This is a genomic window from Allobranchiibius sp. CTAmp26 (assembly GCF_017565405.1).
Taxonomy (GTDB): Bacteria; Actinomycetota; Actinomycetes; order Actinomycetales; family Dermatophilaceae; genus Allobranchiibius.
The window spans coordinates 1-23,604 of the sequence record NZ_JAGEKR010000016.1; the positions used below are offsets into that span (position 1 = coordinate 1).

At 66.4% G+C, this 23,604-nt stretch carries 21 protein-coding genes; 7 read left to right on the forward strand and 14 right to left on the reverse strand.

The window, feature by feature from the left end:
* Positions 1-42 precede the first annotated feature (42 nt).
* The 3 genes from J4030_RS11560 to J4030_RS11570 form a co-directional block, all read right to left on the reverse strand.
* Entirely contained in the window at positions 43-1,308 is a 1,266-nt protein-coding gene (locus tag J4030_RS11560; protein ID WP_208049384.1) for a choice-of-anchor P family protein, read from the reverse strand.
* Positions 1,309-1,467: 159 nt separating this feature from the next.
* On the reverse strand, positions 1,468-2,841 hold the full coding sequence (locus tag J4030_RS11565; protein ID WP_208049385.1) for an HNH endonuclease signature motif containing protein: 1,374 nt from the start codon (positions 2,839-2,841) through the stop codon (positions 1,468-1,470).
* A gap of 210 nt (positions 2,842-3,051) precedes the next feature.
* Positions 3,052-3,255, reverse strand: coding sequence for a hypothetical protein (locus J4030_RS11570; protein WP_208049386.1), 204 nt, complete (start codon positions 3,253-3,255; stop codon positions 3,052-3,054).
* On the opposite strand from J4030_RS11570, the gene J4030_RS11575 reads away from it, so the two are divergent.
* From J4030_RS11575 to J4030_RS11605, 7 genes are all read left to right on the forward strand, one after another.
* On the forward strand, positions 3,248-3,793 hold the full coding sequence (locus J4030_RS11575) for an SGNH/GDSL hydrolase family protein (RefSeq protein ID WP_208049387.1): 546 nt from the start codon (positions 3,248-3,250) through the stop codon (positions 3,791-3,793). The two genes, J4030_RS11570 and J4030_RS11575, sit on opposite strands and share 8 nt — an antisense overlap.
* Before the next feature lie 183 nt (positions 3,794-3,976).
* Entirely contained in the window at positions 3,977-5,281 is a 1,305-nt protein-coding gene (locus J4030_RS11580) for a nucleotide sugar dehydrogenase (RefSeq protein WP_208049388.1), read from the forward strand.
* A complete protein-coding gene (locus J4030_RS11585) occupies positions 5,278-5,883 on the forward strand; it encodes an acyltransferase (RefSeq protein ID WP_208049389.1) in 606 nt (201 codons plus the stop codon). The genes J4030_RS11580 and J4030_RS11585 overlap by 4 nt, the downstream gene beginning before the upstream one ends.
* Positions 5,880-6,968, forward strand: coding sequence for a DegT/DnrJ/EryC1/StrS aminotransferase family protein (locus J4030_RS11590; RefSeq protein WP_208049390.1), 1,089 nt, complete (start codon positions 5,880-5,882; stop codon positions 6,966-6,968). Before J4030_RS11585 ends, J4030_RS11590 begins: the two co-directional genes overlap by 4 nt.
* A 1-nt stretch (position 6,969) precedes the next feature.
* Entirely contained in the window at positions 6,970-7,968 is a 999-nt protein-coding gene (locus J4030_RS11595) for a Gfo/Idh/MocA family protein (protein WP_208049391.1), read from the forward strand.
* A 2-nt stretch (positions 7,969-7,970) separates the two neighbouring features.
* The gene (locus tag J4030_RS11600; RefSeq protein WP_208049392.1) at positions 7,971-9,296 is read left to right on the forward strand and encodes a lipopolysaccharide biosynthesis protein; all 1,326 of its coding nucleotides are present in this window, start codon (positions 7,971-7,973) and stop codon (positions 9,294-9,296) included.
* A 217-nt stretch (positions 9,297-9,513) separates the two neighbouring features.
* Positions 9,514-10,824, forward strand: coding sequence for a hypothetical protein (locus tag J4030_RS11605; RefSeq protein ID WP_208049393.1), 1,311 nt, complete (start codon positions 9,514-9,516; stop codon positions 10,822-10,824).
* Here J4030_RS11605 and J4030_RS11610 read toward each other — a convergent pair.
* From J4030_RS11610 to J4030_RS11660, 11 genes are read right to left on the reverse strand one after another with little or no spacing between them, the layout of a single operon-like run.
* Complete coding sequence (locus J4030_RS11610; RefSeq protein ID WP_208049394.1) at positions 10,791-12,203, reverse strand: hypothetical protein; 1,413 nt, start codon at positions 12,201-12,203, stop codon at positions 10,791-10,793. The genes J4030_RS11605 and J4030_RS11610 overlap by 34 nt on opposite strands.
* On the reverse strand, positions 12,200-13,387 hold the full coding sequence (locus J4030_RS11615; RefSeq protein WP_208049395.1) for a glycosyltransferase family 4 protein: 1,188 nt from the start codon (positions 13,385-13,387) through the stop codon (positions 12,200-12,202). Before J4030_RS11615 ends, J4030_RS11610 begins: the two co-directional genes overlap by 4 nt.
* Positions 13,380-13,958 carry a DapH/DapD/GlmU-related protein gene (locus J4030_RS11620; RefSeq protein ID WP_243763255.1) on the reverse strand — a complete coding sequence of 193 codons (579 nt, stop codon included), beginning with the start codon at positions 13,956-13,958 and terminating at the stop codon, positions 13,380-13,382. The genes J4030_RS11615 and J4030_RS11620 overlap by 8 nt, the downstream gene beginning before the upstream one ends.
* Before the next feature lie 3 nt (positions 13,959-13,961).
* A complete protein-coding gene (gene wecB / locus J4030_RS11625; protein WP_208049396.1) occupies positions 13,962-15,086 on the reverse strand; it encodes a non-hydrolyzing UDP-N-acetylglucosamine 2-epimerase in 1,125 nt (374 codons plus the stop codon).
* Positions 15,083-16,192: an NAD-dependent epimerase/dehydratase family protein gene (locus J4030_RS11630; RefSeq protein WP_208049397.1), complete on the reverse strand. Its 1,110-nt coding sequence runs from the start codon at positions 16,190-16,192 to the stop codon at positions 15,083-15,085. The genes wecB and J4030_RS11630 overlap by 4 nt, the downstream gene beginning before the upstream one ends.
* Positions 16,189-17,466 carry a glycosyltransferase family 4 protein gene (locus J4030_RS11635; protein ID WP_208049398.1) on the reverse strand — a complete coding sequence of 426 codons (1,278 nt, stop codon included), beginning with the start codon at positions 17,464-17,466 and terminating at the stop codon, positions 16,189-16,191. The genes J4030_RS11630 and J4030_RS11635 overlap by 4 nt, the downstream gene beginning before the upstream one ends.
* Positions 17,463-18,095 (reverse strand): acetyltransferase, encoded by a 633-nt coding sequence (locus tag J4030_RS11640; protein ID WP_208049399.1) that lies wholly within the window; start codon positions 18,093-18,095, stop codon positions 17,463-17,465. The genes J4030_RS11635 and J4030_RS11640 overlap by 4 nt, the downstream gene beginning before the upstream one ends.
* Positions 18,092-18,706, reverse strand: a complete 615-nt coding sequence (locus J4030_RS11645) for a sugar transferase (RefSeq protein ID WP_208049400.1) — start codon at positions 18,704-18,706, stop codon at positions 18,092-18,094. Before J4030_RS11645 ends, J4030_RS11640 begins: the two co-directional genes overlap by 4 nt.
* Entirely contained in the window at positions 18,706-19,839 is a 1,134-nt protein-coding gene (locus tag J4030_RS11650; protein ID WP_208049401.1) for a DegT/DnrJ/EryC1/StrS aminotransferase family protein, read from the reverse strand. Before J4030_RS11650 ends, J4030_RS11645 begins: the two co-directional genes overlap by 1 nt.
* On the reverse strand, positions 19,836-21,731 hold the full coding sequence (locus tag J4030_RS11655) for a nucleoside-diphosphate sugar epimerase/dehydratase (RefSeq protein WP_208049402.1): 1,896 nt from the start codon (positions 21,729-21,731) through the stop codon (positions 19,836-19,838). The genes J4030_RS11650 and J4030_RS11655 overlap by 4 nt, the downstream gene beginning before the upstream one ends.
* Positions 21,732-21,740: 9 nt before the next feature.
* Complete coding sequence (locus J4030_RS11660) at positions 21,741-23,162, reverse strand: polysaccharide biosynthesis tyrosine autokinase (RefSeq protein WP_208049403.1); 1,422 nt, start codon at positions 23,160-23,162, stop codon at positions 21,741-21,743.
* Positions 23,163-23,604: the final 442 nt, after the last annotated feature.

The window sequence follows — 23,604 nt, forward strand, 5'->3', positions numbered from 1 at the left end:
CAGCGCTGGTCCGGGGCTCTCGTCCTGCTCGCGTCGAAGGCGTCAGCGGTTCTGCACTCCCGTGTTCGAGACGCCGATGTCGATGACCGTGCCCTTGGCGAGTGTGCCGAGCGCCCGGTTGAGGGTGATCGAGACCATCACCACTCGGATGCCGGTCGTGGTCTTGGTGACCTTGTGCAGGGTCACCGTCCCGAGCTGGTCGAGATTGATCGTCGTGTTCGGCTTGACCGAGTCGGTGATGGTGGGCCTCCCCGCGATCTTGAGCCCGACGAACCCGGAGCCGTCGGTCGACGTCGCCGCAGAGGTAAAGCTCGCCCGGCTCGTGCTGGTCGACGCCGTGATGGTCCGAGCGCTGATCAGCGAACTGGCCACGTTGAGCCCGGTGATCTGATCGGCCGCCGAGCTGGTCAGCTTCGGCGTGGTCACCGACGAGGTGGTGCTCTTGACCGCCCCGACACTCAGCAGGCTCGGGATCGCGCTCGAAGCAACGCCGACGGTGCGGTCACCCCCATCGCACGCGACGCCGGCGAGTGCGGTGGGCCCGCTCTTGACCGCGCCGGCGAGGGTCGCCTCCGTGCCGTATGCCGAGCCGGTCGCGAAACCAGCCGGCGTGCCTTTCAACCCGGCGTACGAACGGCCGATGTAGACGGTCGTGCCGATGGGCAGCCCCATGTTGTTGGACGCCGTCACGGTGACGTGGATCGCGGTGGTGACCGCCTGGGTCAGGCCGTTGACCTTGGCCTGGGACTGCTCGTTGAGAACCACCGATGCGAAGGGCTTGCCGCCGAGTGCGATGGCCACCTTGGTGTTGGGGCCCACCCCTACCGCGAAGCCCTTGCCGGCGACCTTGATGCCGACGAACGCGGTGCTGTTCGAGCCGTACGACGTCTTGGTCGGTGTGTAGGTGGCGCGGGTCGTAGTCTTCACCGACGTGGAGGTGATGAGACCACCCAGCAGGTTGACCCCGGAGATCTGCGAGATGCCCTGCGAGGTGCGCCCGGAGGAGTCCAGGATGCTGCGGCTCTGGCTGTAGTCCGTGCCGACCTTCCCGACCCTGCCCAGGTCGACCGATGCCACCTGGTTGGAGGTGGAGAGGTTGGAGGTCGTGGTGCAGCCGATCCCGGAGTACGCGGTGGCTCCCGAATTCAGAGCTGCCAGAGACGAGCTGACGTAGGTGCCGTATCCGTAGGCGGAGTAGCCGACAGGTGCCGGCGTCGCCGTTGCCGCCGAGGCGGTCGGCGGATGGGTGGTCAGGGTGAACCCTGCGAGGACCGTGCTGGCGACGACGACTGCTGATGCTCTTCTCATGAGCTCTTCCCCTTGGACGTGCTGGTCGACCGGCGTGGGAGCCAGGTCGGCACGGCCGCAAAGCGGTCGGTAGTTGAAAAGTACGTCCGTCGTACTAAATTTCGGGGGCTAAGAATCTGGTTAACTTTACGTGGCGTAAGTTACTCATGTGTAGTTATCTCACCCGTATTCGAGACATAGGTCGCCGGAGAGCGGGGCGACGTCGATTCGCTTGGCCAATGCGTGTTCGAGTCGTGAGCGATGCCGGGTCGGGGAGGGCGGCGGCTCACTGCGGTAGACGTGACCGGTGGGGGTGATGGTGTGCACTCCGTGCCGGTATCCGTCGCCCGGTGCGCGGGCGGCGTGCCAGCCGGGATGCTCCTTGCGGTAGTTGCACTGCTCGCAGAGCCCTTGCGCGTTGGCGTAGGAGGTAGGTCCCCCGGTGGCGTGCGACTGGATGTGGTCGATGTGTCGGATGGGTGCGTCGCAGTACGGCGTGCGGCAGACCTCGTCGCGCACCGTCACCAGCTCACGCAGCAGCCCGGTGAACGCACGAGCTGTGGTCTCCATTTGCACCAGGTCGCCCTCACCCGGTGAGGTGAAGAGGCGCCGGAGGGTGACTCGCGCGTCGTTCAGGTCGGGGCCGGATTTCGCTCCGACGAGCTGGCGGGCGAGGTCGGCGGGGATCGACCCGTAGCCCTCCAGTCGGGCCGGGGTGCTGCCGCCGGCGAAGAGCGTCTCGGTGTCCATGACCAGGTTGAGGCGTACGTCGCAGGGGCCGGCGGTCTCGCGCCCGGTGAGGAGCGCAACGAACAGGTCGGCCATCCGTTGTCCGCGCGAGCCGTGGGCGCGGTCGGTGGTGTCCCTGTCCACCTGGTGCTGCAGCGCCAGGTGCGCGGCGATCGCATCGGCGCAGGGGAGCACGGCGGTCAGGATCGCCATGCCGTCCGGCGCCGGTCGCACCGACACCCGCCGGGACGCGACGGCGCGCGAGCGTCGGGCGACGACGCTTGCGGCATCCTGCTGGGCGGTGAGGCCGGCGGCCATCGCGTGCGCGCGCCGGTCGGAGAACCGTGCCAGGTCTGGCGCGAGCTGCTCGTCGACGATGCCGCGAATCTGCCGGGTGGTGCAGGCGGTCTCCTGCGTGACGATGGCGGCTCGCCACTCGCTGATCTCACCGCGGCGCAACGCGCCGTACGTGTGCGGCATCTCGTCGACGAGGGCGCGCGCCAGGCCGAGGTGCCGTGAGCCGCGGGACGGCGATTCACGGCGCGCCAGCGCGACCTCGCCCCCCACGGAGCGTGCCGTGTCGGCCTGGCGGATGCCGCGTGACTGGTCGGCGGCCCGTTGCTCGTCGTAGTGGTCGACGGTCAGGGTTGCTTGGGCTGCAGCAGCAGCACCCTTCAGATGCTCCAGTGCGGCAATCTGGTCGATCCGCTCGGCACCGGACAGGCAGTAATCGACTCCCAGCAGCCGCACCAGCCAGGCGCGGATCTCACTGCTGGACAGCGGCGAGGAGCTCTCCGGATCGATGGTCTGCTGTGGATCGAACATGTGTATAGCGTATGGCGCGGGTGTGACAACGCCCGGAGTGCGAGGGCAGCAGGTGCGTGGACCTCCTCTTGAGGACGGAAATGCCGCGGTCCGCGGTCCGCAGTCGGCGTGCAGGCCGATGGCATGATGAGGCGACCCGCCCGCCGAGCAAGGATGTCGAATGCCCCGCGCCACCGCCCGTCGCAGCACGCGCCTCACGTCGGCGGTGCGTCAAGGTCTGCCCGACGCGACACTGGCGGTGGGGGCGATCGCGGCAGTGGTTATCGCGGGGGTGGCCATCGCCGACGGGAGCGCAGGCGCTGCAGGCTCGGCGAACGCCTCGCCGTCGGCAGCGAGTACGCCGACTGCTACCGCGAGCACAGCCGGGGGGCCCACCGGAACGACGACGACCGCTCCGCTTACCGCGGTGTTCATCGGGGACTCCTATACGACGGGCGTCGGCGGCGGTGGCACGAAGTGGACCACGTTGCTGGCCCAGCGCGAGGGGTGGCGCGAGGTCAACGTGGGCTACCGCGGCACCGGGTACGGCAAGGAGTTCCACGCCGCCGACTGCCCCGCCAACGGGTGCCCGGACTACCTGCAGGTCGTCAGTCGCGCGGTCGCCGCGCACCCCGACGTCGTCATCGTGTCCGGCGGGCGCAATGACATGACCAACCAGAACCGGGCCGCCACGAACATCCCGAAGGTCTTCCAGGAGCTGCGCCAGCAGTTGCCGAAGGCGCGGATCGTGGCCGTGTCGCCGTTCTGGGACTCCACGTCCTACCCGGCGGGGCTCGCCGTGCTCGGCACAGACGTGCGCACCGCCGTCGCGAAGGTCGGCGGCCAGTACGTCGACGTCGGCTCCCCGCTCAGCGGCAAGACGGGCCTGCTGAGCACCGGCGGCGTCTACCCCAACGCCGATGGATACCGGGCGCTCGCGAAGGCCGTCGAGGCCGCGCTCCAGACGACCTGAGACCCGCGTCACACCCCACGCGGCCGGGTGGTGGAAAACCGCCGAACTTACCGGAATGTAAAGCTTCTGGTGGAGTTAAAGATCTGGGTTGGACTACGTGTTGACCAGCCTGCGAAGCGCTTTCGAGGGCCACGCCGCGATTACCCTTTCAGGCGTTCTGACCGGCTCATGGAAGCAGTTCTTGTGAAGATCGCAGTTGTCGGGCTGGGCAAAATCGGCCTGCCGCTCGCTGTCCAGTTCGCCCGAAGCGGTCACCGCGTCTTCGGCGCCGACGTCAACACCCAGGTCGTCGATCAGGTCAACGCCGGCACGGAGCCGTTCCCGGGGGAGGCGCACCTGGCGGACTACCTCGCCGAGGCGGTGAGCGCCGGGAATCTGAGTGCAACGGCCGACACCGCAGCCGCTGTCGCCGAGAGTGACGCCGTCGTGGTGGTGGTCCCTCTCTTCGTGGACGACGAAGCGCGTCCGGACTTCGGTTGGATGGACTCGGCGACCGCGGACATCGCGCGCGGCCTGAGGCCGGACACGCTGGTGGTCTACGAGACGACGCTGCCGGTCGGCACGACTCGCTCCCGGTGGAAGCCGATGCTCGAGGAAGGATCCGGGCTGAGCGAAGGGCGCGATTTCCACCTCGTCTTCTCACCCGAGCGCGTGCTGACCGGTCGGGTGTTCGCCGACCTGCGCAAGTACCCCAAGCTCGTCGGTGGCCTGAGCCCCGAGGGCGCCAAGGCGGCGACGTCGTTCTACGAGCAGGTGCTTCAGTTCGACGAGCGCGCTGACCTCGCCCGCGGCAACGGTGTGTGGGACCTCGGCTCGGCGGAAGCCGCCGAGATGGCGAAGCTGGCCGAGACGACGTACCGCGACGTGAACATCGGTCTGGCGAACCAGTTCGGTCGGTTCGCCGCCGCCAACGGCATCGACGTCTACCAGGTGATCGAGGCCAGCAACTCCCAGCCCTACAGCCACATCCACCAGCCGGGGATCGCCGTGGGCGGACACTGCATCCCGGTCTACCCGCGCCTCTACCTCTGGAACGACCCCGACGCCACGGTCGTGCGCTCGGCCCGCGAGGCGAACGCCGCGATGCCGGCCTACACGGTCGGGCTTGCGACGGGCGCCGCCGGCGGCAGCCTTGCCGGGATGTCCGCGGTCGTGCTCGGTGCGTCCTATCGCGGAGGAGTCAAGGAGACGGCGTTCTCCGGGGTCTTCGCGACGGTCGATTCATTGCGGGAGGCCGGTGCCAAAGTGACAGTGCATGACCCGATGTATTCCGCCGGTGAGCTTGGTCGATTCGGCTGGGACGCATACGAGTACGGCCAGCAGGTCGATGTCGTCATCGTGCAGGCGGACCACGCCGAGTACGCCGACCTCTCGCCCGAGCAGGTGCCCGGCGCGCGCGTGATCGTCGACGGACGCAGGATCCTGGACCGGTCGAGGTTCCTGGACGCGGCGTTCCTGGTGGTCGGTCAGCCATCCGCTTCGGCATGAGGACGCCGCCGAGGATCGTCGAATCTGCCGATGTCGCCGAGAGCGCACGGATCGGCGACGGTTCGTCGATCTGGCATCTGGCGCAGGTGCGTGAGGACGCGGTCCTGGGCGCGGACTGCATCGTGGGCCGGGGCGCGTACGTCGGGACGGGCGTGCGGATGGGTGACTCCTGCAAGCTGCAGAACTATGCGCTGGTCTACGAGCCGGCAGTCCTCGAGGACGGGGTATTCGTCGGCCCCGCAGTCGTTTTCACCAACGACCACTACCCCCGCTCGATCAGCCCCGACGGCGCCTTGAAGCGCGGCGACGACTGGGAGGCGGTCGGTGTCACGTGTCGGACCGGCTCCTCCATCGGTGCCCGCGCGGTCTGCGTGGCGCCGGTGACGATCGGCCGGTGGGCGATGGTCGCCGCGGGGTCCGTGGTGACCAAGGACGTGCCCGACTTCGCTCTCGTCGCCGGCGTGCCGGCGCGGCGCATCCGCTGGGTGGGCCGAGCGGGCGTGCCACTGGAGCAGATCGATGACCACACCTGGCGCTGCCCCGAGACCGGGGAGCGCTATCTCGAACACCATGAACAACTGACGGAGGCATCAGCACAATGACGGATTTCATCGCACCGGCGAAGCCGATCATCGGCGACGAGGAGCGCGCAGCCGTCGATCGGGTCATGCGCAGCGGGATGCTCGCTCAGGGCCCGGAGGTGAAGGCGTTCGAGGAGGAGTTCGACGAGCACTTTGGACTCGGCCGCGCGTGCGTTGCGGTCAACTCCGGCACCTCGGGTCTGCACCTGGGGCTGTTGTCCTCAGGGGTCAAGGCCGGTGACGAGGTGATCGTGCCGTCGTTCACCTTCGCCGCCACCGCGAACTCCGTCGCGCTGACCGGCGCGACGCCGGTCTTCGCGGACATCAGCGCGGACGACTTCTGCCTCGACCCGGCCGCCGTCGAGGCGGCGATCACCGAGCGCACCGTCGCCATCATGCCGGTGCACCTCTACGGCCATCCGGCGAAGATGGAGCAGCTGCTCGCGATCGCCGACCGGCACGGTCTGGCCGTCTTCGAGGACGCAGCGCAGGCGCACGGCGCGTCGTTGAACGGCACTCCGGTCGGCGCGTTCGGCAAGTTCGGGATGTTCTCCCTCTACCCGACCAAGAACATGACCTCGGGTGAGGGCGGCATGGTCACCGCGGCGGACGCCGAGACCGAGCGGCTGCTTCGCCTCTACCGCAACCAGGGGATGGCGCAGCAGTACCACAACGAGGTCGTCGGGCTGAACAACCGGATGACCGACATCCACGCGGCGATCGGTCGTGAGCAGCTGAAGAAGGTCGGCGGCTGGACCAAGCAGCGGCAGGAGAACGCGGCGTACCTGACCGCGAATCTCGAAGGGGTCACCCCGCCGCCCGTTGCCGATGGTGCCGTGCACGTCTACCACCAGTACACGGTCCGGGTGCCGCAGGACCGGGACGGCTTCGCCAAGGCACTGCGCGAGGAGTACAACATCGGCTCGGGGATGTTCTACCCCGTGCCGAACCACGAACTGCGCCCGTTCCAGGTGGACGTCGAGCTGCCGGAGACGGCCAAGGCCGCCGCGGAATGCCTTTCGTTGCCGGTGCACCCGTCGCTGTCCGAGGACGATCTCGGCCGGATCGTCGGCGCCGTGAACGCGCTCGCTGCGGCAGGTGCCTGAGATGGCGAACCTGCGCGCGGGCCTGATCGGGCTCGGCATGATGGGGCGCAACCACGCCCGGGTGCTCGGCAGCCTCGACGGCGTCGACCTGGTGGCCGTGGCGGACCCCGGCGGGGACAAGTTCGGCGTCGCCGGCGGCCGCGAGGTGCTGTCCGGCATCGACGAGCTCATCGCGGTGGGCGTCGACTACTGCATGGTCGCGGTGCCGACGGCGTACCACCTCCTGGTGGGCACCGCTCTGGCCGAAGCCGGAGTGCATGCACTCATCGAGAAACCGCTGGCCGAGAGCCTCGAGACCGCGGAGCAGCTGGCGAAGGAGTTCGACAGTCGCGGTGTCCTAGGCGGCGTGGGGCACATCGAGCGCTACAACCCGGCGCTGCAGTCGGCGCGAAGCCGTATCGAAGCCGGTGACCTGGGAGAGGTATTCCAGCTCGTCACCCGGCGCCAGGGCCCGTTCCCGGGGCGCATCGCCGATGTGGGCGTGGTGATGGACCTCGGCACCCACGACATCGACCTCACCGCGTGGGTGACCCAGCAGGCGTACACCTCGGTGTCGGCGCGTACGGCGCACCGCTCGGGCCGCGAGCACGAAGACCTGGTCGCCGTCGTCGGCCAGCTCTCCGAGGGCACTGTCACCAACCACCTGGTGAACTGGCTGTCGCCGCTGAAGGAGCGCACCACCGTCATCACGGGGGAGAAGGGCACCTTCGTCGCCGATACGCTGACCGCCGACCTGACGTACTACGCGAACGGTCAGGTCGAGACCACGTGGGACGACATCAGCCGTTTCCGTGGGGTATCGGAGGGCGATATCACGCGCTACGCCATCGCCAAGCCCGAGCCGCTGCGCGTCGAGCACGAGAACTTCCGTGATGCCGTGCTCGGCAAGGACGCGGATATCGTCACCCTGCAGCAGGGGCTGGAGACCGTTCGCGTCGCCCAGGGCTGCATTGAGTCAGCCGCGGAGGGTCGCACCGTCCTGCTCGAGGCGACACCCTGACGATGCGGGCGCGTCTGGCCGGCTGGTCCCCGGCACGCAGGGGACTGATCGCGATCGTGGGCGGAGTTGCTGGCGGACAGCTGCTCGCGCTGCTGGCATCGCCGATCCTCGGTCGACTCTTCCCGCCTGTGCAGTACGGGGCCTTCGCGGTCATCACCGCGGCGATCCTGCCGCTCGGGACCGTCGCCGCGCTGCGACTGGAACTGGCGATCCCTCTCCCACAACAAGAGCGGCATGCGTGGGACCTTGCGACCCTGGGCCTGCGGATGTGCGCGGGTCTCGGACTCCTCGGGCTGCTCGTCACGTGGTTCCTGCGAGGGCCGATAGCCTCTGCGCTCGGCCAGGGGCACGCGGTGGCGAACCTGCTGCCGTGGGTGCCGGTCGTGGCGGCGGAAGTCGGAGCTTTCGCCGTGCTCAACCAGTTGGCGATCCGCCAGAAGGCGTATGGAGCGATCGCGCGCCGCAGCCTGCTGCAGGCAGCCGCAACCCTCGTAGCGCAAATCACCGGTGGTTTCCTCGGGCTCGGTGCGCAGGGACTGGCCATGGGTCTTGCGATCGGTCAGGGCGTAGGCGTCGCCACCCTTGCCCTCAGCGTGCGGCAGAACGCCGACGCGGGACCTGATCACCGTGCCAGCGCTCGCAGTCTGCTCAGCCGCTACCGGTCGTTCCCTCTGTTGCTCGCACCCGCAGGCCTGTTGAACACTCTGGGCCTGCAAGCCCCTGTGCTGATCGCTTCGGCCCTCTTCGGCGTCGAGGTGTCAGGTTGGCTCGGCATGACGCAGAGGATCCTCGCGCTGCCCATCGGACTTCTCGGCACCACCCTGGCACAGGTCTACCTCGGTGAATTCGGTGAGGCAAAGCGCACGGGCAGCGCTCAGCTCGCCCCGCTCTTCACGCGCACGTCCAAACGGCTGGCCTTAGTTGGTGTGGTCATCGCCGCCATCGTGATGGCGGCGGGTCCCCTGGGCTTTTCTCTCGTGCTCGGCAGCCGATGGGAGACGAGCGGGCAGTACGCCCGGGCGCTCGCCGTCGGACTCGTCGTGCAGATGGTCGCGTCCCCGCTGTCGCAGACCCTCATCGTCATGGAGAAGAACCTGCAGCAGTTCGTCTGGGATATTGCCCGACTCGCCGCATGCTCGGGAGCAGTTTGGACCGGGTGGAAGCTGGGATACGGCGCGACGGCGACCATGTGGATCCTCGGAGCAGCGACCGCCCTCATGTATGCAATCGTCTGGTACCTATCCTGGAGAGCAGTGAGACACACCGGTACTTTCGACCTCAAGGAATACACGTTGCAAACAGATGGGGTCGTCGGTGAGATCAACTGACATGCACGGATTGTGGAGCCGACCGGGCATCAAGTCCGCAATCATTGCGCTCATTGCTCTGATCGCCTTGGTCCCCATCGTCACATGGGCCGTTCGTTCGCCCGGGTCGCGCAGTTTGCAAGTGAACCCCCAGCATGCTCCGTCACAGTCGGCTCAGCCTCAGCTCCACCGGGGTCTTTACTCCAGCGCGGTCACCGATTCGTCTGGCCACCTTGACGTGAACCAGACGCTTGCCCAGACGGTGGCGGTACATGCCGACACCTACTACTACCTGATCTGGGATCGAAATCCACGAACGACATCCCAGCCGGCGACAGCGACCCAAGGAGTGAGCCAGGACCGCTGGGACAAGCTGCCTTCATTCGCTGCTCAGGCTGCGAAAAAAGGAATCAAGGTTGTTGTGTACCTGGTTCCACCGAGCGAATCCGTCGAATCAACATACCGACCATTCGGCTGGAACTACGAAAAATGGTTCAGGAGCATCGGAACCGTCGCCGTGACCCATCCGGCGATTGTGGGAATCGCGATGGACGATATCTCATCCAATTTCGCAGAAGCCGGCTCGCCCCCCGGCAAGTTCACCCTTTCCACGTTGATGCAGATGCGCGATGCCGCACGTAGCACAGCTCCATGGATGCGGTTTTATGCTCTGGTCTATGGCCAGGACGTGATCGGTGCAACGCGTGTGCTCCCGTCGTTTCGCGCGGCCGTGGACGGCATTATCTACGCATTTGCCGGTCCCGGTCAGATTCGGCATGCCCGGCAGAACACGACCGATGCCCAGGGGCTGGCCAGCACGACAGCGCGTATTCGTGCGGTGACCGGGTGCGCCGGGCTTTCTCAGTGCTGGCAAGCGGACTTCAAGCCCGCAGCGCGCACCTCCGTGACCAAGTCGGTGCACGCCAGTACGAGCTTGTTGCCAGCGCGAGCGAGCCGTCGCCTATCCATCGCTCTCGCAGATGACAGGTCAGGGTCTGACGGCACCACGTATTCGGTGAAGCTGACCCTCAACGGGAAAGCGATCACCACGAGCCGTCAGACCAGAAAGGACGGTGCTTCGGTGTTTACCGCATCGGTGCCCGCCTCCAGTGGATCGAACCGCGTGACGTTGGGCTTGGACATCACGAAGTCGGCAGTGGGCCGCGCGTTGGCTGTATTCGTCGACAGTGTCGATCTCGCGAGTGGAGGAGGTGTCACTCATTTGTTGCAGGGGAGTGGCACGAGCTGGTCTTTTGCGACCGCTCCCGGTGCACAGTGGAGCGTTGTGAAGCCGCTGCAACTCATCACGATGTTCTATTGCTCTCGTTTCGGAATCGAAGCCGACACGCCGGGCGCGGCCGACGTCGGATATGTCAATCAACTCATTCCGCAATTGCGCCAGGTAGTCCAGCAGCACCTTGCGGATGGCGTCGTCGCGTACAGGTTGAACGTGACAGGGACGCGACACTCGCTGTACGAGGGTGACACGAACAACTTCAACGTTGTCCGCGCCCTCTATACGGGTTTGGCCAGCGCTTCGACCTCGTGATCAAGCGCGTCCTGCTCGTCGCTGGCCTCGACAGGTATCTCCTGCCGCAGAGACCATAGTGATCGTGGCGCAAAGACGAAAAGCAGGACGCTCAGCGCGAATCCGTTTGAGAGGATCGCGGTGATGGGACTCGAGTTCACCAGGGCCACGATGGGCGTGAAGAGAACACCGGCTGACATTGCGAGGGGCAGCCTCCGGGCTGCACTCGACGACACCGAAATGAGGACGGCCGCCACCGCGGCCTCGATCACGATGCCTAGGACGCCCAGGTTGACGTACCCGTCGGCGACGTAGTTGCTGTTGGCGAAGACGTGGGAATTGCCGGTCAGGTAGTTACCCACGGTGTACGCAGGGTTAGTGGCTAACGGCGACGCGCCCAGTACGGACAGGAAACTGTCGCGCCATTCGACTCGTGGCTGACTACCGAAGACCTGAAAATACGCAGACGGTAGGTTTCCGGACACCAGGATGAAACGGTCGACGAAGATGGCTGCGAACGTAGAGGTGTTGCGAGCTACGTCTACCGCCACAGCGATAAGAACCAGAACTGCAGCCCCCGCGCCGAGAACCAAGCTGCTGGCTCGTTCTCTATTGCGCAGGTAGACGACGATCAGGAACGTTGCGATCACGGACAGAATTGTCAGTTTGTAACCTGTCACGGAATAAATGACAAACTGTCCTGCAATGCCGACCAGAAGGTTTACCTTTCGACCGCCCGTGAGGCCACGCGTGATCAGGAAAGGGTTGATCACATTTCCCTGTAGTCTGACGATGTATCCCAGCAGGGGTCCGGAAGAAACAATCGTGTCACGGTAGTTGTCGCGGATGTTGTAGACCTTGGTGAGGTCGAGCGAAGCGATTTGAAAATGAGTGACGCTGAAGATGTAGAGGTACGAACATGTGGTGATCGCGATAATAATGATCCAGAATACTTCCTCCCGCATCGGGAGGACGGGGACAAGGTCCTTCGGCAAGACCTTGACAAGCGCGAGGATGAATAGGAATGTCCCAGCGCTAATCATTGAGATATTGAAAGCTGTTCCAACAGGTGCGATGTCTGCGTATAGGGGCACCAGCATCAAGGGAACAATCATCAGCACATAGAGTATCCACAGGGTGAATTGAGAAACGCCCGAGAGCCGGCGTGGCAGGAATAGTCCGACCAGATAGAGTATCGCAAAGCTGACCGCGTAGTGGCCTGCCGGTGGCTCTCGATACTGCTCGCCCAGATAGTAGTAAACCGGCGATATCTTGAACTCGTACGTCCATTTCAATATCGCGGTATAGGCGAACAAGGTGGGCAAAAGAAGAACTGCATATCGCAAGTTCTCGTCACGTGGGAGGGCTGACAACGGAGCTCTCACAGTTGTGTTGGTCATGACGGCGCGCCCTCCAGAAGTTGTGCGGCGATGGTGTCGGAGCACAACCAGGCGCTCCCGTCAGCGAGCGCTGTCCGCTCGTGATCGGTCCGAGTTCGAGTGTTGATTGCCACGGCCAGGGTTTCGGTGAGACTCTCACTGAGCGAGTCTCCATGAAGAGCCAGCGCTGATGTCCCGGCACTCAGCAGGTGGCTCGTGAAGCTGTTGTCGGGTATCACCGTGGTGAGGCCAGTGGCCATGGCTTGCTGGATGGTGATGGCGGGCATCGCCGGCCAAGCGCCGATATCTGCCGCATTGAACAGTGCATTCAGTTCAGATGCTCCGACAAAAGGTTTCATAATCGTCGCATCGGACAGGCCGGCGCCCTCGATACGATCCTGCAGGGCTCGAGATGTATCCGTCGAGTCCAAGCCGACCAGGACGAGCCGCAGATTCGGGTGCTCGCTACGGAGGTTCGACACCGCGTCGACAAGCGCATCCAGCCTCTTCTGCGGCTGAATCTTGCCCGCAGCGATAATGGCGATGTCATGTGACGACAGCCCGAGGCTATCCCGAGTCCGCCTTCGCGTCGTGGAATCGAACGCGTAGACGGTGCTGTCGAACGCGAGGGGCAGGAGCTTCATCGTCCGTTTTACGCCGAACCACCGCAGGCGTTCAAGGGTGTCCGGGGTGTATCCGTACACCGCGTCCGCACGGGAGTTGACGAGGCTGTACAGGATTCCCTTGGTGGCAGCGAACGCTGTGAATTTGACACGCGCGGCGCGCTTGGACAGCCCGGCATACATGGCTGCGTTGTCGCCGTAGAGGGAGACACGCCGTCGTGCGCGTCCCAACGACGCCCCCGCCGGCAGGAGTTGTCCTGGCATCACTTGGACCACGAGGTCGTAGTCGCCTGCGGTGACCGCCTTGGCCACCTGGCTCGACCACACCATCGATCGCAGCTCGCGGACCGGGAGGCGGGTGATGCTCACGCCATTCTCCAGCGTCGTTCCAGGCTCGTACGTGCGGTCCTGTCCTATCCGACGCAGGTGGTCGTCGGAGAAGATCGGGCTCACGAGGTTTCCTGCTAGCACGCTTGTATCGGCGAGACGTGCCAACGCACGAGCCAAGACGGTCTCCTGGTAACCGCTGAACCAGTCGAAGTAACCGGCCACGACCAGGACCCGTGCCTTCGCGTCAGGCATTCGGCGCTCCCAGCCGTTGGGGTGCGGCGAAGCGCACTGCAACATTGTCGAGCTTGAGTGCGGCGCGGTGCGCGGCGCGATCTTCGGAGGTGAATCGGTCTCGGATCTTGCGGGCCGGAACACCACCCCAGATCTCGAACTCAGGCACGTCGGACGTAACGACTGAACCGGCCGCGACAACCGCTCCATCCCCGATGTGCGTGCCGCGCATCAGGATGGCGCCGTAGCCGATCCACGCGTCGATTCCGATCTCGGTCTTCTGCTGTGTGGGCCGGCCCGTGAACTGGATGGGCACACCCACCTGGTCCCACACGTGGTCGTCGCCCACGATTCCGACCCGGGGCGCGAACATCGTGTAGGCACCGACGGTCGTCTGAGGAGCGAGCCAGCAGTCGGCCCCGATGAAGACGTAGGGCCCGGCCTTCAGATCGCGAGGCACGTACGCGCTGCGATGGATGTAGGCCGTTGGATCAACGTCGGAGAGACGCTTCACAAGGTGGATCGAGCGGCTGCGGACCGAGCGGATCGTCCGGTAGGTGGCGCTGTCGCGCGGCAGGAGTCTGTTCAGCATCGGTCACCGACTCCTGAGACCGGACCACTGGTGGTGGCGGTGAGCCGTGGAGAGGATGAACTTCACGGTGCGCTCGCTGGTGTTAGCGATGAGGTAGTCCTCAGGAATGTCGGTTGTTTCGCCGCTCTGGTTGCCGGACCGCACGAGCGACACGGCGGCGACCATATCGTCCGCGTTCAACCCGGTCATCATGATCGACCCGGTGTCCAAAGCTTCGGGGCGCTCGATGGCGTCTCGCAGCGTGACCGCCGGGAAGCCCAGCAGTGAGGACTCCTCCGCGATGGTGCCGGAGTCGCTCAGCACGCACGCGGCATTGAGCTGGAGCTTGTTGTAGTCGTGGAAGCCCAGTGGGTCACTGAAAGTGATGTGCGGCGACTCTGACCAATCCGGAAGTGCCTCGAGACGCTTGCGCGTCCGCGGATGCGTCGAGACGAACACGTCGAGACCCTGGGACGCCTGGACGGCGTGCAGGCCGGCGAGCAGGCTGCGGAGGCGATCGGGGGAGTCGACGTTCTCTTCGCGGTGAGCGCTGACCAGCAGGTACTGACCCGACGTCAGCCCACGGTCTGCAAGGACGGTCGAAGCGTCGATCTGCGTGCGGTAGGACTGGAGCACCTCGCGCATCGGTGAACCGGTCTTGAGGATGCGGCGGGGGTGGATGCCTTCGGCGAGCAGGTTGCGGCGTGCGTGCTCGGTGTAGACCAGGTTGAAGTCGGCGACGTGGTCGACCAGGCGCCGGTTCGTCTCCTCGGGCACGTTCTCGTCGAAGCAGCGGTTCCCGGCCTCCATGTGGTACACGGGAATCCGCATGCGCTTGGCCATTACGGCGGCGATGGCGCTGTTCGTGTCGCCGAGGATGAGCACGGCGTCAGGGCGCTCAGCGATGAGGACCTGCTCGATTTTGATCAGGGTCTCGCCGAGGACATGCCCGAGGCTGGAGGTGTCGACTTCGAGGAAGTGGTCCGGTGACCGCAGACCGAGGTCCTCGAAGAACACCCCGTTCAACTGGTAGTCGTAGTTCTGGCCCGTGTGCACCAGGACGTGGTCCACGGTCTCGTCGAGCCGGACGATGACCCGTGCGAGTCGAATGATCTCCGGCCGGGTCCCGACGATCGTCATCACCTTCATACGGCAGCGACTGCCTTCTCGACGGGCTCCCAGTAGGTGTCGGGCGCCGCAGGGTTGAAGAGCTGATCGGCCCAGAACATCGTGATCAGAGGCTCGGTGCCGACGTTCGTGATGTTGTGCACCCAGAGGGTCGGCATGTCGATGACCGCGGGCCGCTCGCCGGTGACATCGAAGGTGATCACCTCATCGGTGAGCACCTTGCGCAGGGAGATGTGCGCGTGGCCGCTGAGGACGACGAACCGCTCGATCTTGGACAGGTGGTAGTGCTCACCGCGCGTCTGCTCCGGGTGCGTCCAACTCACGAACGACTGCCCGCCGCTGCCGTGGGCGCGCATGGTCTCGATGAGCTCGCCGCGGTTGTCGGCGTTCACCATCAGCGAGAACGGATACTTCGCCGGGAATTGGGCTGCCCGGTACGTGTTGAACAGATCCGTGTGGAACTGGGTGGGCAGCTTGGGAATCTCTCCCCGACCGTAGATGTCGTGGAACGACTCCAGCAGGCTGAGGACCTCGGGCACCCGTGTCTGGTGTCCGTGCGCCCGGATCAACCGGTCACGGCTGCTCAGCCCCTCGATGAGCGCCGCGGCTGCCGCCTGGGCGTGGATCAACTCGACCGGGTTGTCGTTGACCGACGGCTGTTCACCCCTGCCGAGTAACTCGATGAACGTGGCCACGAAGGTGTTGTAGTGCGGGCGTGCGTGCTCCCCGAAGACGCCGGGCAGGCGCACCTCGACATACACGCCGCCGACGTCGGCAGCCGCTGCGCGCAGCAACTCGCCGGCCTCTTCTTTGGACTTCCCGTACGGCGAGCCGTTTCCGACCTGAGTCGAGCTCGCGTAGACGATCCGGATGGGGCGGTCGATGGAGCGCACGGCATCGGCAAGGTCACGAGCGAGATCGAGGTTGCCCGAGGCGACCTGGTCGTCGGTGTCCGCGCGGTTGACCCCAGCGAGGTGCAGGACTGCGTCGCTCTCGGCTACGAGGGACTTCAGCTGCGACCAGTTCTCCCGGGTGACGGGGGTGACCTCATGGTCGGTGAGAGTGTGTAGTCGGGCGCGGGTGTGCCAGCCGAGGAACCCGGCGGACCCGGTCAGGGTGATCTTCAAGAGCTTGTCCTTTGAACGTGAAGGGTGAGGTCCTGTGCAGGAGGTGTCAAGCGAGTCGCGTGGTGCAGCATCTGTTCGAGCCTGTCGAGCCCGGCTTCCTGGGTGAAGCGAGCTTCGTAGACGGCACGTGCCCGTCGACCCATCGCCAAGAGTTCCGCCGAGTCGGCTGATGACAGCAGCCGAATGGCCGCCCGCAGGTCATTAGGAACGCCAGGCCGTGCGACCGCCCCGACATTTTCGGAGCGGACGATCGCGGCCACGTCTCCGCCGGCGTGCGCAAGGACCGGCCGGGCCGCCGCCAGGGAGAACTGCATCTTGCTCGGCATCGTCGCGCGCAGCAGCGGGGTGTCCTGCAGGGAGACGATCTGCACGTCGGACGCCGCGATGTAGTCACCCACCTCGGCCACCGGCCGCGGGCCGAGCACATGCACGTTGGTGATGGATTTCTGTGCGACGAGTTCCTCGATCGGTGTGCGGCGAACGCCGTCCCCGATCAACGCGAGGTGCGCCTCTGGGAACATCCCGAAGGCCTCGACGATGCCTTCCAAGGCCTGCAGGTGGCCGAGGTTCCCGACGTACATGAAGAGACGCCCGGACGGCAGGCCCAGTCGCTCGCGCGCTTCGGGGGTGGACGCCTGGTGGGGCCGCAGCAGGTCGTCGGACGACCAGTTGGGAGTGTCGAGAATCTTGCCGTCCGGCACGCCTCGGGATACAAGGATTTCGCGCATCGACGGTGAGATGACTCCGATCGCGTCGGCACGGCGGTAGGCCAGTGAGCAGAATCGGTCGAGCACGGGGCGCACCACAGATCTGGCCCGTGCGGGCATCATGCCGCTGTCGGTCACGCTGTCCGGCCACAGGTCTTGGATGACCAGGCAGTTCGGGCGGGACGTGAAGGTCTTGTCGACGACTGCGGCGAGTGCCGCTGTCGCCGGCGACGAGTAGGTCAACCAGACGTCGGGGGTCGGCATCTTGAACCTGCCGACCGCGGCGGACGAGGCAGCGAAGCTGCCGTAGTTCATCATTCGCCGGACCGCTGAACTGTCGTGGCTCGGATACAGCGGCGCCCGGTGGACTGTTACCCGCTCGGAATGATTCTCGCGAAGATAGGGACGCATCTTGTAGCCGGGCGCCAGTCGTCCCGTCGGGTAGTTCGGAAATCCGGTGAGCACGTCGACGTGATGACCGCGACCGGCAAGGCCGGTGGCGATGGACTCCGCGAGGTGCGTGCCGGCCTCCGGTGGGAACCACTGGGTGACGAATCCGATTCTCATCGAGCAGGCACGCCCTTCACTGTGGTGTGCGGGGCCACGTCGCGCACGACCACCGCTCCGGCGCCGACGATGCCGTCGTCGCCGACATGCAGTCCCTGCAGGACGGTGGCGTTCGCCCCGACGTACGCGCCGGCGCCGATGTCGACACTCCCTGAGATGCAGGCCTGTGGGTTGAGGCGGCAGAAGTCGCCGAGCCGGGTGTCGTGGCCCACCGTGACGTTCTGGTCGATCTGGACGTGGGCGCCCACGTCGATGTGGGTGCTCAGACGGCTCCCGGGCGCGATCACGGCGCCCGGCGCCAGAGTCACATCGGAGCCGAGGGTGGCTGCGGGGTGCACCAGCGTCGCCCACCGCCGATCCGGGTGACGCGCGCTGATGACGCGGCGCGCGGCGGGTGATCCGATGCCGAGCACCGCGTACGTCGTGGACGGCAGGTCGGCGAGCACCCCGACACCCCCGAGGTGGTCGACGTCGCGCTCCTTGAGCAGGCGCAGGTCGGTGTCGCGCGGCTCGTCGTCGAGCACGCCGACGATGTGCCAACCGGCCCGGTCCCGGTTGATCGCGGCGACGATCTCCAGCACCTCGCGCCCGAAGCCCCCGCATCCGACGACGACGAGGTCGCGGATCATCGGGCCACCTCGCTGCCCATGAACTCCGTCATCGAGACCGATCCGGACGCGGTGACCCCGTCGCGGGAGACCACCGGTCGGATGGTGCGCCAGATCAGCTGCAGGTCACCAGGAATCGAGTGGTTGTCGACGTAGTGCACGTCCAGCCGCAGCCGTTCGTCCCACTCGACCGCGTTACGCCCGGAGACCTGCGCCAGCCCGGTGAGGCCGGGCTTCACGTGGTGACGACGGGCCTGCTCGGGGGAGTAGCGGTCGAGGTAGCGCATCAGCAGCGGCCGCGGGCCGACCAGTGACATGTCACCGCGCACGATGTTCCACAGCGCGGGCAACTCATCGAGGCTGGTCGCCCGCAATGCGGCACCGAACGGCGTGAGGCGCTCGGCATCCGTGACCAAGCCGCGCGCCGGGTCCGGATCGACCATGGTGCGGAACTTCAGCATCCGGAACGGTCGGCCGTGCAAGCCGGGTCGGGTCTGGCGGAAGAGCACCGGGCTCCCGAGCCGGCGGCGTACGGCGACGGCGACCGCGACCTGGACAGGAGCCGTGAGCACCAGGGCGGGCACCGCGAGCGCCAGATCGAACGCCCGCTTCGCGACAGCGGAGGTGGGCATTACTGCCGGATCAGGGTCGACGCGATGTCGATGACGTGGTCGATGTCGTCGCTCGCGAGGGCCGATCCGCTCGGCAGCGTGATCCCCGAGGCGAAGAGCGACTCGGACACCCCGCCCGCGAACATCTGGCTCTTGGCGTAGAGCGGCTGCATGTGCATCGGCTTCCACAGGTGCCGCGCCTCGATGTCCGCGGCCTCGAGGCCGGCGATCACATCGTTCGCGCTCACCGGGTGGTCGGGGGCCAGCACCATGCACGTGAGCCAGCAGTTGTCCTCAGCGTCGGACAGGCCATCGCCGCGCCCGAGGAAACGCACGCCGGGCAGCCCTCCGAGCGCGTCGACGTACCGCTGGCGGTGTGCGCGACGGCGCGCGATCATCTCGTCCAGGCGGGAGAGCTGGGCGACGCCGATCGCGGCCAGGATGTTGGAGAGCCTGTAGTTGAAGCCCATCTCGGTGTGCTCGTACCACGGGGCCGGCTGGCGGGCCTGCGTCGAGAGGTAACGGGCTCGGTCGATCAGGTCGCCGTCGTTGCTCAGCAGCATGCCGCCGCCCGAAGTCGTCATAATCTTGTTGCCGTTGAAGGACAGCGCGGCAGCCGTGCCGAACGACCCGGCGCCCTTCCCGCGGTGCGTGGCGCCCAGCGCCTCGGCGGCATCCTCGACGAGCGGGATGCCGCGCTGCGCGAGGGCCGGCACCAGGGAGTGGTAGTCCGCGCTGCGTCCGAAGAGATCCACCGACAGGACGCACGCGACCTCCCGGCCCTGAGCGGCCAACTCGTCGACGGCTTCGAGGGTGAGATCGACGTCGAGGTTGGCGTCGTCCAGCCGGGCGTCGACGAAGACCGGCTCCGCGCCGGTGTAGAGCACCGCGTTGGCCGTGGCCGCGAACGTCATCGAGGGGAGTAGGACGACGGTGCCCGGGCCCGCACCGTGGTGCAGGAGGGCCAGGTGCAGCGCCGCCGTACCGGAGGAGAGTGCAAGAGCGTGCTCGACGCCGACCTTCTGCGCGACCTCGGCCTCGAAGCGGTCGACCATCGGGCCCAGGGGAGCGACCCAACCGGAGCGTAGGGCCTCCAGCACGAGGGACTCCTCCAGGACGGACACGTCCGCCTTGGAGAGATGGATGCGTGTCACGCCTGTTCCCTCACATGGATCGGTTCGGTGGCCTCGTAGCGCATCCGCGCGGTCGCCTCGGCGCCGTCCTGCGGCTCCGCAGTGAGGACAGAACTGGTTGAGATCGGTGGCACGTCGACGTAACTCACGAGCGGGTGGGGGGACTGACGGATGTCCTCGCCAGGAGTGAAGAGCTCCTCCGTCAACTTCTCGCCCTGCCGCAGGCCGGTGTAGACGATCCTCACGTCGCGCTCACCGGACAGCTCGATCAGCGTCTTGGCGACGTCGACGATCTTCACCGGAGTGCCCATGTCGAGCACCATCACGTGCCCGTCGCGGCCGATGGCGGACGCCTGCAGCACCAGCTGGCTCGCCTCCGGGATGAGCATGAAGTAGCGCTCGACGTCCGGGTGGGTCACGGTGATCGGACCCCCGCGTTCGATCTGCGCGGTGAACGCGGTGATGACCGACCCGCGCGAGCCCAGCACGTTGCCGAAGCGGACGCTGACGTAGCGGCCGGCGTTCCTCTCCGAGAAGTGCGCGGTCAGCCGCTCGGCGATGCGCTTGCTGTAGCCGAGGACGCAGGTGGGGCGCGCGGCCTTGTCGGTGGAGATGTTGACGAATGTCTCGACGTCGACCTCGCGCGCCGCCTGCAGCACGTTCATGGTGCCGAGGACGTTGGTCTTCCAGCCCTCCAGCGGGTACTGCTCGAGCAACGTGAGGTGCTTCAGGGCCGCCGCGTGGAAGACCATCTGCGGGCGCTCGCGGGCGAACACGCTGCGCAGGGCATCCAGGTCGCGGATGTCGACCAGAGCAAGCGTGCCGTCGTCCAGCAGGGCACGCCCGGTGATGCTCATCTGCACCCCGTGCAGCGCGGACTCGTCGCGGTCCAGCAGGATCAGCTTCCTCGGGCCGAATCGCGAGATCTGGCGCGCCAGTTCGGAGCCGATCGAACCGCCGGCGCCGGTCACCAGGACCGTCTTGCCGTTGATCGACTCGGCGATCGCGGTCTCGTCCAGCACGACCTGGCGACGACCGAGCAGGTCCTCCAGGTTGAGCCGCCGCAGATCTCCCTTACGCGGGTTGGCGCCCATCAACTCGCTCAGCGTGGGCAGGATCAGCACGTCGAGATCCGCGTCGGCGGCCAGGGCACGAAGGTCGCGGATCAGGTCGGTGTCGGCCGACGGGATCGCGATGACCAGAGCGGTCGCCCCGCTCGCCTCGGCCAGTTCGCGCAGCCGTCCCCGGCCGCCGCGCACCGGCACACCGTCGATCTTGAGGTGCCGTTTGCGCGGGTCGTCGTCCAGCAGGCAGATGGGCGCGTACGTCGCATGGCCGTCGCGGCGCAGGTCGCGCACGAGCCGTCGGCCCGCTTCGCCCGCACCGAAGACGATGACCTTCTGGGTGCTCTCGCTCGACACGGTGCGACCCCATCGGTAGGAGCGCACGATGAAGCGCAACGTGAACATGCCGACCAGCGCCAGCGCCGGCACCAGCAGCGCGAAGCTGCGCGGCACCATGTGGAACCACGGCGTGGCCATCATCATCAGGACCAGCAACGCGGCGTCGAAGAGGACCGTCAGGCCGATGTCCGCGGTCTCCTCGAACGACCCGCGCTGGTGGCCGATCCGATAAGGGCCGGCGGCGATCCCGGCCGCCACGTGCACGAGTGCCGCCACGATCGCGAAATTCAGGATCGCGACCGTAAAGAACCGGTCGAAGTCCAGGTCGTAGCGCAACCACGATGCGGCGTACGTCGCCAGGATCACGACGCCCGCGTCAGCGGACGCCCAACCCCCTTGGACGAGCCACTCGCGCTTGCGTGAGTTCAGGGGCAGCGTCGTACGCGGCGTGGGCTCGTGCTCCACGACGAGTGGGTGCGCGGCCTGCCCCTCCGCGCTGTGCTGCTCCATGGTCCTTCGTTACTTCCTGCTCGAGGCGTGATCGGACTTGGCACGGCTTGCGGCGCGAGTGCCGTCGTCCGCCGGGTTCGGGCGGTAGGAGTAGTAGTCGTAGTAGCCGGCCACTCGGTTGGCGCGGGGGACGCGGTTGAGCGCCACACCGAGCACGGTGCCGTTGACAGCGCGCAAGGACTCCAGCGCGGTGCTGAGCTGGTCACGACTGACCAGACCGCTTCCGACCACCACGACGGCCCCGGTCGCCAAGGTGCTGAGCACCGCGGCGTCGGTGACGGGCAGCAGCGGCGGGGCGTCGATGAGCACGTAGTCGTACTGCTCGCTCAGGCGTCGCAACGTCTCGCTCATGGCGGGGGAGCCGAGCAGCTCGCTCGGGTTCGGAGGCAGCTGGCCGGCGCCGAGCACCGACAGGCGGTGCTTGCCGTACGGCTGCAGCACGTCGGCCAGCGTCGCCCGCTCGATGAGCACGTCGGTCAGGCCGACCGCTCCTTCCAGACCGAGGTAGTCCAGCAGTCGCGGACGCCGCAGGTCGCCCTCGATGAGGCAGACACTCACGCCGTTCTCGGCCAGGGTCAGCGCGAGGTTGGCGGTGGTCGTGGTCTTGCCCTCGCCGGCCAGCGCCGAGGTCATGACGATGATCCGGTTGTGGTGGGCGGCGTCGACGAACCGCAGGTTGGTGCGCAGCGACCGGAACGACTCCGAACGCGTGGAGTGGGTGTCGGACGCCAGCAACAGCGGGTGCTTCGCCGCGTCGGTGTCGAAGGGGATCGTGCCGATCACCGTAAGGTTGTCGGACAGCTCCTCGACGTCCTCCTTGGTGCGGACCCGGTTGTCCAGCAGCGAGCGCAGCACGGCCAAGCCGATGCCGAGCAGCAGACCGAGCACGAGGCCGAGCAGCACGTTGCGCACCGGTCGGGGGCTCACCGGACCGCTGTTGACGATCGGCGTCTTGGTGGTGGTCACCTTGACCGGGCTCTGCGACGTGACCGAGACCCGCTCGATGCCCTCGACCGTCTTCGGGAACTGCTGAGCGAGCGCAGCGGCGATGCGCTGCGCCTGGTAGGCGCTCTTGTCGGTCACCGCGACGTTGATCAGCACGGTGTTGGGCGGCACCGTGGCCGAGACCTGGGTGCCGAGCTCGGCGGCGGTCATCGGCAGCTTCAGCTCGTCGATCACCGGCTGCAGCACCACCGGGGCGGTGACGAGCTGGGTGTACGACGTCACCCGCGCCTGGCTGAACGTGCTGCCCTGGGCCAATTGAGCGGAGTCGCTCGAATCGGATGTCGAGACGAAGAACTGTGCAGTGGACTGGTAGGTCTTTGTGCTCGCCAGCGTGTATGCCGACGCGAGAGCGACCATGACAACCACGGTTGCCACGACAATTCTCCACCGCTTGCGCAGCACTCGCAGATAGGTCCGGAGATCCACGGAAAACCTTTCGAACTGATCAATAAGAATGGAGCGTCGCTCGAATTGGCGACGGCAGACTGGCGACGCTGTGTCATGCCGATCGGGGTGCTCTCCCCCGAGATGAGCCCGTCGCTGCGTCCGCTAAGTTACTGTGGAGTCAGTTGGTGCAGTCGCACTCCACCGGTCGGTGCCGACCCGTCGTACGACGGTCATCCCAGGGCGGAAGCGTAACCATATGGCAGACCTCTCGAGGAGGGTGGCCGTCGCTGAACGGGCAGCCTGGCGGGCAGAACGCGGTAGACGCTAACAGCCGTTTCGGGGGTCCAGTCGCCTTAAGGGATGGTCTCTTTTGCAAGGCGGGCAGATCACCAGTGCACATCGGCCTTATTTGTATTTTCAGCACTGATTCTTGACGCATTCTTTACTTTCGCGGCCACTGCCGCGTGGGCCTACCATTCAG

Coding starts and splice junctions, on each gene's coding strand:
- J4030_RS11620 (WP_243763255.1), bottom strand. CDS start 13,958: ATGCTGAACAGACTCCTGCCGCGCGACAGCGCCACCTACCGGACGATC.
- J4030_RS11600 (WP_208049392.1), top strand. CDS start 7,971: ATGCGGGCGCGTCTGGCCGGCTGGTCCCCGGCACGCAGGGGACTGATC.
- J4030_RS11645 (WP_208049400.1), bottom strand. CDS start 18,706: ATGCCCACCTCCGCTGTCGCGAAGCGGGCGTTCGATCTGGCGCTCGCG.
- J4030_RS11595 (WP_208049391.1), top strand. CDS start 6,970: ATGGCGAACCTGCGCGCGGGCCTGATCGGGCTCGGCATGATGGGGCGC.
- J4030_RS11610 (WP_208049394.1), bottom strand. CDS start 12,203: ATGACCAACACAACTGTGAGAGCTCCGTTGTCAGCCCTCCCACGTGAC.
- J4030_RS11640 (WP_208049399.1), bottom strand. CDS start 18,095: ATGATCCGCGACCTCGTCGTCGTCGGATGCGGGGGCTTCGGGCGCGAG.
- J4030_RS11585 (WP_208049389.1), top strand. CDS start 5,278: ATGAGGACGCCGCCGAGGATCGTCGAATCTGCCGATGTCGCCGAGAGC.
- J4030_RS11560 (WP_208049384.1), bottom strand. CDS start 1,308: ATGAGAAGAGCATCAGCAGTCGTCGTCGCCAGCACGGTCCTCGCAGGG.
- J4030_RS11590 (WP_208049390.1), top strand. CDS start 5,880: ATGACGGATTTCATCGCACCGGCGAAGCCGATCATCGGCGACGAGGAG.
- J4030_RS11615 (WP_208049395.1), bottom strand. CDS start 13,387: ATGCCTGACGCGAAGGCACGGGTCCTGGTCGTGGCCGGTTACTTCGAC.
- wecB (WP_208049396.1), bottom strand. CDS start 15,086: ATGAAGGTGATGACGATCGTCGGGACCCGGCCGGAGATCATTCGACTC.
- J4030_RS11565 (WP_208049385.1), bottom strand. CDS start 2,841: ATGTTCGATCCACAGCAGACCATCGATCCGGAGAGCTCCTCGCCGCTG.
- J4030_RS11570 (WP_208049386.1), bottom strand. CDS start 3,255: ATGAACACCGCGGTAAGCGGAGCGGTCGTCGTCGTTCCGGTGGGCCCC.
- J4030_RS11655 (WP_208049402.1), bottom strand. CDS start 21,731: ATGGAGCAGCACAGCGCGGAGGGGCAGGCCGCGCACCCACTCGTCGTG.
- J4030_RS11635 (WP_208049398.1), bottom strand. CDS start 17,466: ATGAGAATCGGATTCGTCACCCAGTGGTTCCCACCGGAGGCCGGCACG.